Here is a 13853-nt window from a genome sequence, read left to right on the forward strand (position 1 = left end):
TGGTACTGGAAGATTAACCGGCAGAGGGCCGTACGGTCCGCCGGGAGTGCGCGCTCATGCCGAATGTCTCACGAATGAGCCGAGTCCCTGATTACCAGCCGCCGCCGGCCAGCCACTCTGTCTGGAACTGTGACGCAGTGATCTCGGCTGCACTGACATTCGGATTCGCCGACAGCGTTGCGAGATCGACGAGGTCATCATCGAGCCACGTGCGATCGGTCTGAACGAACCCACCGACACATTCTGTGCGGCCGTCTCGGAACTTCTGGACCTTCCGACACTCGAAACCTTCGTCGTCTACCTCACTGAAGATCTCATACCCTTTGTCACCCGCAGCGCCCGGGTTGGTGACCTTGAAGTACCGCATGCCGGGTTCATCCGGAGTGAAATCTTCTGCCGCGCTACTCCACCCGGAAGCGAACGGGCCCCGGTCGAGGGGGCGATAGCGTTCCGCGTTTTCCGGTAGCAGGTCTTGTATCCACTTCGGACGTGCCTCGCGGGGGTACGTGTGTGGTTTCGGGTCCGCGGCAGTGTAGAGATATCGGCTCGAATCCACCGGTTCGTACCCGAAGTGCGTGGTGACCTCGCCCCCGGCCTGGATGACCAGGCGCAGAGTAGACCAAGCCCCGCGATCGGATACCGATGCGTCATGCCAGAGGTCCCGAAGCGCGTGCGGGACACCGACCGGCAGGTCCAGCCAGCTCAGAAACGGACCGTCGGTGGTGGTGATGCCGATCTCGACCTCGAGTGCCCGGCCATCCTGCACGGTCCAGGTCAGCTCGATCTGCGTCCAGTTCAGACGCTCGCGATTCGCGTCGAGGACGTAGACCACCGCATCAGCGATCCTCTGGATGCGCTCCTGTTGATAGTTCGCAACAGCACTCCGGTGATTGGCTTCGCTGATTTCTGGCTGCCGGGTTCGCGACAGCGCCGCGGGTTCGACATCCGAATCCTCCTGTGGCCGAACATACCCGAAGTGCGTTGTGACCTCGCCTTCGGACGGGATGGTCAGGTGCAGCGTGAACCAGGTCCCTCCTTCGTGGGCGTGCGTGAGATCGCGCAGCTGTATCAGCTCGGGCGGGAAGCCGATCCGCTGATCCAGCCATCCGGGGAACGGGCCATCGGCGGTCTCGACACCGATCTCCAGGTCGCCATCGTCGCCTATCAAGGTCCAAGTCAGGTCTATCAGAGTCCACTCCAGCGGAACAGTGTTAACGACCATCTTGCTGCGGACGTTCTCAACGATCTGGTGCACCAACTCCTGTTGCCTGACAGAGACATTCGACGACGACGGATCAGTTGACATGCTTGCCTTTCTCGCGACCCGATCTCACCACGAGCGTCCTGAAAACGCACTAATCTGCCGCGTGGCGCGCTAATCGGTTGGGTCACGGAGCGTCATGAACCTGCTTGACCCGATGCCGTTCATGATCGGGTCATGGCCAACGAAGCACCATACGACCAAGCTTTCCTGTGACTCCCAGCGGAAGATGGCGGTGTTGTCGCATCCTCGGATGGCGCCAACGAGGCTGGTGTGGTCTGCGCCTGACGCCGACGCTCTTTCGAACATCCGCCCATGCCGAATGCAGGGCATGCACCGGGTCTATCTCGGTTCGTCCACTGTGCATCCGACGATCGTGCGGCGGTGTGGAGCCCCGCTCCGACCACCTGCGAACCAGCAAGGTAGTAGTGTCAGCCGGTTGCGCTGTCTGTCGGGCGTGTTCGGAGGCGGGTGGGATGGTTGATGTGAACACGGATATCGTGAGCGCTGCTGAGCAGGCGGTGGCCCTGCGTAAGGCTCGTGATGGGCAAGTACTCGACTACTCGGAAGCCAGCCTCGCGATCGTGGAGGATCTGCTTGCCGAATTTTCTTCGTATGCAGCGGATATGACCGACACGGAGGTGCAGACCCTCGTCGAGTGCTTCGGGTGTTGGATCGGCGTCGGTTCGCAACGATGCGGGTCTGACCGGCACAGGCTCGGCCGTTCCGATGACGGCCTCGATTCAGGCCACCCCCGCCGCCACGCTTGGGTTGCTCGGTACCGCACAACCGGATTCGCCGACAGGCGCGGCCGGTGAGCTGGGTTCCCTCGCCGCGGCGCTGGGCTCCGGAATCACCGGTGCAGCGACCGCCGCGGGTAGCCGCCTGGGGGAGATGTTCGGTGCCGCAATCCAACCCGCGCTTGGGCCATCTGGCGAACTCGCACCCGTGATCGGCGAAACAACTGGGCCGGTTGATCGGCTCACAGTTCGGCGCTCAGCTGAGTACCTCGCTGACCGTGCAGGAATCTGTGCGCGAGGGGGGACTTGAACCCCCACGTCCGAGGACACTGGAACCTAAATCCAGCGCGTCTGCCAATTCCGCCACTCGCGCGTGATGGTACGACCGTCCAAACTCTACCGGCCCGGCGGCGGATCGCGAAGCTGCGCGGGGGTGTCATGTACCCACGGGTAACACGAACTGGGATTATAACGATTTGGCAACTCCCAATATGAGGAACCCTCAACTTTCCGACTTCCAAGTAACCCTGCCACCTGGGGGTTCAAACATGAGGGAGGGTCATGTTTGGAGGCGTTCTTGTACGTGCGTACCGAAATACTCGGCGGTAGGGCGGTGGGGGCCGGGGAAACGTGAGGCTTTCCTCATGATTTTGTGCGAACCTGAGGCTTCGTCAGGTCCTCAGGGGTGAGGGACGCCTGTGCACGCAAGAGCGGGCCCCGCGGGGTGAGCCGCCACGAGAAGGAAGTCGATACGTCTTGACGATCAACGAACGCACCGGGACCGGAACGAACGCGAAGGTCGTTGGGGGAGTTTCGGATACGGGTATCAAGTCGTCGCTGCTGGATCGCCTGCTCGGTGGTGAGAAGTACGCGCTGGCCTTCGGGGGCCAGGGTGCGCAGTGGCTGCGGGAGCTCGAGGAGATCGGCCGCGACAGCGCGCTCGAGCCCGAGCTGACCGCGCTCGTGCGCGAAGCCGATGCGCGGCTGGAACCGGTGGCGGCGCAGCTGCTGGTGGTCCGGCCCGTCGGCTTCGACCCGATCGCGTGGATGCTCGAGGACGAGCTCGCCGACGGTGAGGAAGGGGAGGAGTCGGCGGCGCCGTCCGCGCAGGCGCTGCGCTCCGCCGCGGTGTCGATGCCCGGTGTCTTCCTCGCTCAGGTCGCCGCCCTGCGGGCGCTGCGGATGCAGGGGCTCGATCCCGCCGAGCACGCGCCGACCGCCGTCATCGGCCATTCCCAGGGTCTGCTTGCCGCCGAGGCCGCGACCGCGCACGGTGCGCGTGACGCGGAACTGCTCGCACTGGCCCAGTTGATCGGTGCGGCGGCCACCCTGGTCGCGCGCCGGCGCGGTCTCATCCCGGTCGGCGAGAAATCGCCGATGGTCGCGGTGTCCAATGTCGATCCCGACGAGCTGCGCGCGGTCGTGGCCGAGGTGTCGGAGGGCGTGGATCCGAATGTCGCCGCGGTGGTGTCGATTCGCAACGGCCGCCGGCGCGCGGTGCTGTCCGGCACCGTGGCGCAGCTGGAGCGGGTGCGACAGCGCTGCGCCGAGATCAACGCCGAACAGACCCGCGATCGCGACGCCAAGAAGCGTGGTGGCGCGGTGTTCGCCCCGGTCTTCGAGGACGTCCAGGTCGAGGTCGCGTTCCATCACCCCGCGCTGACCGACACCGTCGAGCTGGTGTCGACGTGGGCCGCGCAGTGTGAGATCGACACCGACCTCGCCGCGCAGCTCGCCCGCAGCATTCTGGTCGACCCGGTGGACTGGGTGCAGGCCGTCGACGACACCGTTTCCGGTGGGGCCCAATGGATTCTGGATATCGGCCCCGGTGATCTGCTGAGCCGTCTGACCCAGGGTTCGCTCAAGGGCACGGGCGTCGGCATCGTCGCGGTCGCCACCCGGCCCGGACAGCGCAGCCTCTTCACTCCCGGTGCGGCCCCGCAGGTCGCACCGGCGTGGGATGCCTTCGCGCCCAAGCCGATTCGGCTTCCCAACGGCCGCATCGTGGTCGAAACCTCGTTCACCCGCCTGACCGGCCGGTCGCCGATCCTGCTGGCCGGTATGACCCCGACCACGGTCGACGCGAAAATCGTTGCCGCCGCGGCGAATGCGGGCCACTGGGCCGAGCTGGCCGGTGGCGGCCAGGTGACCGAGCAGATCTTCGCCGATCGGGTCGCCGAGCTGAAGACCCTGCTGCAGCCCGGCCGGGCCGTGCAGTTCAACTCGCTGTTCCTCGATCCGTACCTGTGGAAACTGCAGCTGGGCGGTAAGCGACTGGTGCAGCGCTCGCGCACGGCCGGCGCCCCGTTCGACGGCGTGGTCGTCACCGCCGGCATCCCCGAACTCGACGAGGCCGTGGCGCTGATCGCCGAGCTGACCGAAGCCGGTATCGCCCACGTCGCGTTCAAGCCCGGCACCGTCGCCCAGATCCGCGCGGTGCTGCGCATCGCCGACGAGGTGCCGGACTACCCGGTGATCATGCACATCGAGGGCGGCCGCGCGGGTGGTCACCACTCCTGGGAGGACCTCGACGACCTGCTGCTCGAGACCTACGCCGAACTGCGCAACCGCGAGAACGTCGTGGTGTGCGTCGGCGGTGGCATCGGCACCCCGGAGCGGGCCACCGAATACCTGACCGGCGAATGGTCGGTCGCCCACGGCTACCCCAAGATGCCGCTGGACGGCGTGCTGGTCGGTACCGCGGCCATGGCCACCCTGGAGGCGACCACCGCGCCCGAGGTCAAGCAGCTGCTGGTCGAAACCCCCGGTACCCCCGACTGGGTCGCCGCCGGCACCGCGACCGGCGGAATGGCTTCCGGCCGTAGCCAATTGGGCGCCGACATCCACGAGATCGACAACTCCGCCTCGCGCACCGGCCGCCTGCTCGACGAGGTCGCGGGCGACGCCGAGGCCGTGGCCGCGCGCCGCGACGAGATCATCGAGGCGCTCGATCGCACTGCCAAGCCCTACTTCGGCGACGTCGCCTCCATGACCTACCTGCGCTGGCTGGAACGGTACGTGGAGCTGGCCGCGCTGCTGCCCGAGCATCAGCGCGCCGGTCGCGACGGCTTCGACTGCGGCACCGACCTCGGTGACGCCATCGCCGACGCCACTCGCTCGGTGTGGGCCGACATCACCTGGCGGGATCGGTTCGCCGAGATGGTGCGCCGCGTCGAGGGCCGCCTCAACCCCGCCGACCGCGGGCGCATCCCGACCCTGTTCGACGACGACAGCATCTTCGAGCGCCCGGTCCACGTGATCTGCACGCTGAAGGAGCACTACCCGGCCGCCGCCGAGACCGTCCTGCACCCGGCCGATGTGCCGTTCTTCGTCTCGCTGTGCAAGACCCCCGGCAAGCCGGTCAACTTCGTGCCGGTCGTCGATGCCGACGTGCGCCGCTGGTGGCGCTCGGACTCGCTGTGGCAGGCCCACGACCCGCGCTACACCGCCGACCAGGTGTGCGTGATCCCCGGCACCGTGTCGGTCGCCGGCATCACCCGCGTCGACGAGCCGGTCGGTGAACTCCTCGACCGCTTCGAACAGGACACCGCGTACACGCTGATCCGCGGCGGCGTCACCCCCGCCGCCGTCGACGGCCGCCGCCGCGCCGACATCGGTTCCGGCGCCATCGACATCGTGCTGGCCGCGCCCGACGTGCAGTGGGCCGGACGCACCACCACCAACCCGGCGCACCGGCTCGGCGAGCTGCACGAGTGGACCGTCGACACCCAGGGCGCGCTGCACCGGCCGACCGGCGCCACACTGGTTCCCGCGACCGGACCGGACGCCGACAACGCCTACGTCGAACTGACGGTCCCGCTGTCGCCCGCGAACGAGGTCCGGATCCGCATCACCGTGCCGGGTTCGGTCTACAACGGTGGCGCCCCGGTGGTGACCGAAGCCGACGCCGAGACCGCGATGTCGGCCCTGCTGGCCGTGGCCGCCGGGCAGGCGCTGCCGGAGATCAAGTCCGCCAACGGAACTCATGTCGCCCATGTGAATCTGGCGTGGACGCCCGATATGGTCGCCGACCACGCCGGTGTGACCGGTTCGGGTCTGCCGGAGGGCCTCAGCACCATCGGCCGCCGGGTTCCCGACGTGCTCGTCGGTGCCTGCTGGCCGGCTGTCTTCGCCGTGCTCGGCGCGAGCCGTGCCGAGGGCGCCGACGGACAGGCCGTGAGCGTCATTGAGGGCATGCTGGACCTGGTGCACCTGGACCACCAGGTCGACCTGGTGCGCGAACTGCCCAGCGATCCGGCCGTGCTCAGCGTGCGCGCGGAATCCGCGTCGGTGATCGACACCGATCTGGGCCGCGTCGTCGAGGTGCGGGTCACCGTCGGCGTCATGCGCGATCACGGTCTGGAGACCCCGACCGTCGCAACGCTGGTGGAACGCTTCGCGATTCGTGGTCGCAACGGCTCCGGCGAGCTCACCGATCCGCCCCGCGCGGCCGGGACCGTGTCCGAGGAGGCGACCGAAACCCCGCGCCGGCGTCGTCGCGACGTCACGCTCACAGCGCCGCGGGCCATGGCCGCCTTCGCCGAGGTGTCCGGCGATCACAACCCGATCCACACCAGCAACGCCGCCGCGAAACTCGCGGGCCTGGGCAGCCCGATCGTGCACGGGATGTGGCTGTCGGCCGCGGCCCAGCACGCGGTCTCGGCGGTGGATCCCGAATCTCCGCTGCCCGCACGCACTGTCACCGCCTGGACCACCCGATTCCTCGGCATGGTCCGGCCGGGAGCGCAGATCGATGTGCGCGTCGAGCGGATCGCCGTCGACCGCGGCTGCGAGATCGTCGAGGTGTCCTGCCGGACCGGCGGTGATCTGGTGATGACCGCGACCGCCCGGCTCGCGGCTCCCAAGACTGTCTACGCCTTCCCCGGTCAGGGCATCCAGACCAAGGGGATGGGACTGGACGCCCGGTCGCGGTCGAAGGCGGCCAAGCAGGTGTGGGATCGCGCCGACAAGCACACCAGGGAAGCCCTGGGCTTCTCGATCCTCGCCGTGGTGCGCGACAACCCGACCTATCTCAAGGCCCGCGGCGTGGAATACCGCCACCCGCAGGGTGTTCTGCATCTGACCCAGTTCACGCAGGTCGCGATGGCCACCCTCGGTGTGGCGCAGGTCGCCGAACTGCGTGAGGCCGGTGCGTTCGTCGAGGGCGCGATGCTGGCCGGCCACTCCGTCGGTGAATACAACGCGCTCGCCGCGGTGGCCGGTGTGCTTCCGCTGGAAGCGGTGCTCGAGGTGGTGTTCCAGCGCGGCTCGGCCATGCATGAGCTGGTGCCCCGGGATGCGCAGGGCCGCAGCGACTATCGGATGGCCGCCATCCGCCCGTCGCAGATCGGGCTGCCCGACGCCGAGGTGATCGACTTCGTCGCCGGCGTCGGCGAGCGCGCCGGGGAATTCCTCGAGGTGGTGAACCTGAACCTGCGCGGTTCGCAGTACGCGATCGCGGGTACGGTCGCCGGTCTCGAGGAGCTGGAAGCCGAAATCGAGCGTCGCCGTGCCGAATTCGGTGGCAAGCGCGCCTTCGTGCTGGTGCCGGGAATCGACGTGCCGTTCCACTCGACGGTGCTGCGCAAGGGTGTGCCCGAGTTCCGCAACAAGCTCGAGGAGCTGCTGCCGGAGAATCTGCATCCGGAAGTCCTTGCCGGACGCTACATTCCGAACCTGGTGCCGCGGCCGTTCTCGCTGGAGCGCGATTTCATCGCCGAGATCGCCGGCTATGTGCCGTCGGAGCCGCTGAACGCGGTGCTCGACGACTTCGAGTCGTGGGCCGCGCGCCCGGAGGAACTGTGCCGGGTGGTGCTGATCGAGCTGCTGGCCTGGCAGTTCGCCAGCCCGGTGCGCTGGATCGAGACCCAGGATCTGCTGTTCACCGATACCGGACGCGGTGGCCTCGGCGTGGAGCGGTTCGTGGAGATCGGCCTGGCGGCGACGCCGACCGTGGCGAATCTGGCGGGTAACACCCTGAAGCTGCCGCAGTACGCCGCGACCAAGGTCGAGGTGCTCAACATCGAGCGCGAGGCCGGCGTGGTGTACTCCACCGACACCGATCCGGCGCCGGTCGACGAGCCGGAAGAGACCGTGGCCGAAGCGGTTCCGGCCGATACGACCGCGGCCGCCCCGGCCCCGGCTCCGGTCGCCTCCGGTGGCCCTCGCCCCGACGACATCACCTTCACCGCCGCCGATGCCACTCGCGTGCTGATCGCGTTGTGGACCAAGCTGCGGCTGGACCAGATCGGTCCCGTGGACACCATCGAGGCGCTGTGCGACGGTGTGTCCTCGCGCCGCAACCAGCTGCTGGTCGACCTCGGCTCCGAGCTGTCACTGGGTGCGATCGACGGCGCCGCCGATGCCGACATGGGCGCGCTGTCGGCCACCGTCGACCGGCTGGCCCGCACCTACAAGCCGTTCGGCTCGGTGCTGTCCGATGCCATCGGCGACCACCTGCGCAAGGTGTTCGGTCCCTCGGGTAAGCGCCCGGCGGCGATCGCCGATCGGGTGAAGAAGGTGTGGCAGCTCGGCGACGGCTGGGCCCACCACGTCACCGCCGAGGTGTCGCTGGGCACCCGTGAGGGCGCCAGCGTGCGCGGCGGGGATCTCGGTGGACTGGTCTCCGGTGCGTTGAGCGACGGCGCTTCGGTGGATGCCGCGATCGACGCCGCCGTGCAGGCGGTGGCGGCGCGTCGCGGAATCAGCGTCGCGCTGCCGGCCGCCGGTGGTGGCGGTGGCGCCACGGTCGACGCGGCCGCTCTCGGTGAATTCACCGAGCAGATCACCGGTCGCGACGGTGTGCTGGCGACCGCCGCCCGGGTGGTGCTCGAGCAGCTGGGCCTCACCGACCAGGTGTCGGCGCCGGAGACGAGCGACGAATCGCTGGTCGACCTGGTCTCGGCCGAATTGGGTTCGGACTGGCCGCGTTTGGTGGCTCCGGCCTTCGACGCGCGCAAGGCCGTGCTGATCGACGACCGCTGGGCCACCGCCCGCGAGGATCTGGCCACCCTGTGGCTGGGTGGCTCGGGCGAGGACACGGTCGACAGCTTCGTCGGAGCGGGTAAGGCCGTCGCGGCACAGGCGCAGTGGTGGCGCAAACTCGCTATGGGCGAGGCGCGTTCGGTGCTGGCACGTACCTATGAGCGGATCGCCGAGGCGGCCCTGAGCACCGACGAGGGTGTCTGGTCCTCCGACACCGCGGTGATCACGGGCGCGAGCAAGGGGTCCATCGCGGCCTCGATCGCGGGCCGGCTGCTCGCCGGTGGTGCGACCGTCATCCTCACCACGTCCAAGCTCGACGACGACCGCCTCGCCTTCTACAAGCAGCTCTACCGCGAGCACGCTCGCGCGGGTGCCGCGCTGTGGGTGGTGCCGGCGAATATGGCCTCCTACTCCGATATCGATGCGCTCATCGACTGGGTCGGCAACGAGCAGACCGACAACGCCGGTGGCGCGAAGGTCCTCGTGAAGCCCGCGATGACCCCGACGCTGCTGCTGCCGTTCGCCGCCCCGCGGGTGGCCGGTGATCTGGCCGATGCCGGTGCGCGCGCCGAAATGGAGATGCGGGTCCTGCTGTGGTCGGTGGAGCGCCTGATCGGCGGTCTGTCCGCTCTCGGCGCCGACCACGACGTGGACGCGAAACTGCATGTGGTGCTTCCGGGTTCGCCGAACCGCGGCATGTTCGGCGGCGACGGCGCCTACGGCGAGTCGAAGGCCGCGCTGGACGCGGTGATCGCCAAGTGGCGGGTGGAGAAGTCGTGGGCGCAGCGGGTCACCATGGTGCACGCGATGATCGGCTGGGTGCGCGGCACGGGCCTGATGGGTCATAACGATCCGCTGGTCGCGGCCGTGGAGAAGGCCGGCGTGCACACCTGGTCCACCCAGGAGATGGCCGACGAACTGCTCAAGTGGTGCACGTCGCGGGCGCGCGCCGTCACCGCCACCGGTCCCCAGCAGATCGACCTCACCGGCGGACTGGCCGGGGCGAAGCTGGATCTGTCCGCGCTGGCCGACGATGTCGAGCGTGAGCCGGAGGCCGTCGCCGACGACGAGCGCGTGACGGTCCCGGCGCTGCCGGTGCCGCCGACGCTCACCTCGGCCCTGCCGACTCCCGAATGGGGCGCCGTCACCGCCGATCTCGCCGATATGGTCGTGATCATCGGCGCCGGTGAGCTCGGACCCTACGGTTCCGCGCGCACGCGCTTCGAGATGGAGGTCGCCGACGAACTGTCCGCGGCCGGCGTCCTGGAACTGGCGTGGACCACCGGCCTGGTGACCTGGGAGAACGACCCGAAGCCGGGCTGGTACGACGTCGAAAGCGGCGAATACGTCGAGGAATCGGAGCTGGCCGAGCGCTACCACGACGCCGTGGTGCAGCGCTGCGGTATCCGCCGCTACGGCGACGACGGCTCCATGATCGACAACGCCGCGCCGCTGCTCACCTCGGTCTTCCTCGACCGGGATCTGAGCTTCGTGGTCAACAGCGAGGCCGAGGCGCGCGCGTTCTACGCCGCCGATCCCGAGCACACCGTGATCAGCCCCGTCGCCGATTCCAGCGACTGGCAGGTGATTCGCCAGGCGGGCACCGAGATTCGGGTGCCGCGCAAGGCGAAGCTGTCGCGCACCGTCGGCGGTCAGATTCCCGAGGGCTGGGACCCGACCCGCTGGGGCATCTCGCCGGATATGGCGAGTTCGGTGGACCGGGTGGCGCTGTGGAACATCGTCTGCACCGTGGACGCGTTCCTGTCCAGCGGCTTCAGCCCTGCCGAGCTGATGAGCTGGGTGCACCCGGCGATGGTGACCAACACCCAGGGCACCGGTATGGGCGGCATGTCGTCGATGCGCTCGCTCTACATCGACAACCTGCTCGGTGAGCCGCGGGCCAACGACATCCTGCAGGAGGCGTTGCCGAACGTCGCTCTGGCGCATGTGGTTCAGTCCTACGTCGGCAGTTACGGCGGCATGATCCACCCGGTCGCGGCGTGTGCGACCGCGGCGGTCTCGGTCGAGGAGGGTGTCGACAAGATCCGTCTCGGCAAGGCCGAGGTCGTGGTCGCCGGTGGTTACGACGATCTCGGTATCGAGGGCATCGTCGGCTTCGGTGACATGTCGGCGACCGCGGATTCGGCGGCCATGAGCGCCAAGGGCATCAGCGACCGCTACTTCTCGCGGGCCAACGACCGGCGCCGCGGCGGGTTCGTCGAATCCCAGGGTGGCGGAACGGTTCTGCTGGCCCGCGGTGACATCGCCGCGGAGTTCGGCCTGCCGGTTCTCGGCGTGGTCGCGTTCGCGCAGTCCTTCGCCGACGGCGTGCACACCTCGATTCCGGCGCCCGGACTGGGCGCGCTGGGCGCGGGCCGCGGCGGTGCGGAATCGCGGCTGGCCGCCGAACTGCGCAAGCTCGGCGTGACCCCGGACGAGATCGCGGTGATCTCCAAGCACGACACCTCCACCGCCGCCAACGATCCCAACGAATCGGAGCTGCACGAGCGGCTGGCCGGCGCGCTGGGACGTTCCGAAGGCGCACCGATGTTCGTGATTTCGCAGAAGTCGCTGACCGGTCACGCCAAGGGCGGTGCGGCCGCGTTCCAGCTGATCGGCCTGTGCCAGGTGCTGGAGCAGGGCGTGATTCCGCCGAACCGCAGCCTCGACTGCGTCGACGAGAAGATGGCCGAATATCCGCATCTGGTGTGGGCGCGGCAGCCGCTGCGGTTCGGGGATCGGTTCGCGCTCAAGGCCGGTTTGGTGACCTCGCTCGGATTCGGGCACGTCTCCGGCCTGCTGGCGGTCGTGCATCCGCAGGCCTTCGTCGAGGCGCTCGATCCGCGGCGTCGCGACGACTACCTGCGCCGCGCCGAGGAACGCCGCCTCGCCGGCCGTCAGCGTCTGGTCGAGGCGATGTGCGGTGGTGAACCGCTCTACGAGCGGCCCGCCGACCGCCGTCTCGGCGGCGACGGCACTCCCGCCAAGCAGATCCGTCAGCTCGAGGCCGACGTGCTGCTCTCGACGGAGGCGCGCCTGGGCGCCGAGGGGCTGTATCTGGCCCACGGTTCCTGCGGCACAGGCGAACTGGCCGGTAACCGGGAGGCCGAGAAGTAGGGAGATCGGGCCCGGGAAGTAACAACTCCCGGGTAACGATCCGCCGATACCGATGATGGTTCGCCGAATCCGTAGGCTGCGGATTCATGACCATCCTCGGTATCGGCCTGGATCTGGTGACCATTTCCGATTTCGCCGAACAGCTCGAACGGGCCGGAACCACCATGCTCCGGGAGAGTTTCACCGCGGGTGAGCGGCGTTACTGTCAGAGCAAGGGCACCGATCCGGCCCGCAGTTTCGCGGCGCGGTGGGCAGCCAAGGAGGCTGTGCTCAAAGCATGGGCCACCTCCCGGTTCGCCCGCCGCCCGCAGATCGGTGACAATCCGTATCCGCTCATCGAAGTGGTGAACGACGCCTGGGGCCGGCCCAGCATCAAACTGCACGGGCTGGCGGCGGAATTCCTGCCGCGGGTGCGGGTACATCTGTCGATCACGCACGACGGCGATACGGCCGCAGCGATGGTCGTCCTCGAGGATCCGGGCGAATTGGCCGATCTGATCGAAAACCCCTGAGGCGGTACGGGCTCCGGTAGTCCGAGTCGGCCCGTCGCTCCTGCGAAGGCCGGAACCGGCGACGTCTCGCTCACACGTCGCCGGTTCCGCCCTTCGTCGGAGCGACGGAAAGTCTTGTCGGCGACGGGTGCGGGTCGCGCGTGATCAGGCCGTCGTATCGCGTTGTCCGGTGCGCGATTCCTTCTCCGCGATCAACAGGTACGCGACCATGAGCCGCTTGAGTTCGGCCACGGCCGCCTCGTGGCTGAGGCCGTCCTGAACCGAGAAGTTCAGCATCGAATACACCACGTGCACCAGCACCTGCGCCATCATCGAGCGGCGCCCGCGCGGGGTGCGCGGCATCAGCGGCCGCAGCATCTGCTGGACCGCCTCGGCGAATTCCTTCTCGTGGATGGCGCCGGTGGCGCGGGTGGACGGGGTCGACTGCATGGCCAGCCACACCTCGCGCCGCGACGGATCGGTCATCCACAGTTCCGCGAGGTGGTCGACGAGCTTGTTCATATGCCGCAACCAGTCCATCGACGGAATTTCGCCGTGGAAGTCGGCGAGCTCCTGGGAAACGGCCACCAGGTCTTGGCGATTCAATTCGCAGACGATGACGTATTTGTTGGCGAAGAACTGATACAGCGTGCCGATCGGCACCTCGGCGCGGGCGGCGACCTCCTCACAGGTGAACGATTCGAATCCGACCTCGACCAGTAGTTCGCGCGACGATTGCAGCAGCGCATCGAATTTGCGTTTGCTGCGTTCCTGGGTGGGCCGCCGGCGCGGCATCAACTCCTGTGGGTCGTCCTGCAGCTCCAACGCCGGATCAGGACGCCGGTTCGACCTCGGTGCCGTGCGCGCTTCCACCACATCCACCAGGCTAGCGGTAGCGACACGCGGATGACACACTGTGCCGACTTCCGTACCCGCGATTCGGTCCGATTCATAACCCATCCACGCCGAATGTGGTGACGAACACATACCGAGTAGATCTACATCAGCGGGGGTGTGGCGATTGTCGATCGTTCCCGCTGCGGCGTTGAACCGCTGCTCGGCGCAGCTTCTCCGGCGCGGTTCCTGCACACGGAAGGCTTGATCTGTGGTGGTTCGACCTGTGGTGACTCTCGGAGCTTCGATCGCTCGCGACTGCGTGGACGCGGTGGCCCTGCGCGACGGAAGCGCAAAACTGACCGACCGGGTGCTCGCGCACCACGTGGCCGAACTCGGGACCGCGGCGCCGGCCGGACTGCCCGG

5 protein-coding genes and 1 tRNA gene are annotated in these 13853 nt (G+C 68.2%); 3 read left to right on the plus strand and 3 right to left on the minus strand.

Translation table 11 applies throughout. The annotated features are described in order from the left end of the window. Window positions 1-91: 91 nt before the first annotated feature. A complete protein-coding gene (locus ON23_RS06310) occupies window positions 92-1306 on the minus strand; it encodes a DUF6881 domain-containing protein (protein ID WP_143859854.1) in 1215 nt (404 codons plus the stop codon). Between the two features lie 431 nt (window positions 1307-1737). Here ON23_RS06310 and ON23_RS06320 point away from each other — a divergent pair, with 431 nt between their 5' ends. Next, the gene (locus tag ON23_RS06320; protein WP_039776914.1) at window positions 1738-2079 is read left to right on the plus strand and encodes a hypothetical protein; all 342 of its coding nucleotides are present in this window, start codon (window positions 1738-1740) and stop codon (window positions 2077-2079) included. Window positions 2080-2292: 213 nt separating this feature from the next. On the opposite strand, the gene ON23_RS06325 is transcribed toward ON23_RS06320, so the two are convergent. Then, window positions 2293-2374 (minus strand) — tRNA-Leu (locus ON23_RS06325). A gap of 383 nt (window positions 2375-2757) precedes the next feature. On the opposite strand from ON23_RS06325, the gene ON23_RS06330 reads away from it, so the two are divergent. Both ON23_RS06330 and acpS read left to right on the plus strand, forming a co-directional pair. Continuing rightward, window positions 2758-12102: a type I polyketide synthase gene (locus ON23_RS06330; protein WP_039776915.1), complete on the plus strand. Its 9345-nt coding sequence runs from the start codon at window positions 2758-2760 to the stop codon at window positions 12100-12102. A gap of 86 nt (window positions 12103-12188) precedes the next feature. Next, the gene (gene acpS / locus ON23_RS06335; protein ID WP_030517926.1) at window positions 12189-12614 is read left to right on the plus strand and encodes a holo-ACP synthase AcpS; all 426 of its coding nucleotides are present in this window, start codon (window positions 12189-12191) and stop codon (window positions 12612-12614) included. A gap of 144 nt (window positions 12615-12758) precedes the next feature. Here acpS and ON23_RS06340 read toward each other — a convergent pair whose 3' ends face one another. Continuing rightward, a complete protein-coding gene (locus ON23_RS06340; protein WP_228533674.1) occupies window positions 12759-13388 on the minus strand; it encodes a TetR/AcrR family transcriptional regulator in 630 nt (209 codons plus the stop codon). Between the last annotated feature and the right edge of the window lie 465 nt (window positions 13389-13853).

Source organism: Nocardia cerradoensis NBRC 101014 (genome assembly GCF_000308535.1).
In the GTDB taxonomy this organism is placed as follows: domain Bacteria; phylum Actinomycetota; class Actinomycetes; order Mycobacteriales; family Mycobacteriaceae; genus Nocardia; species Nocardia cerradoensis.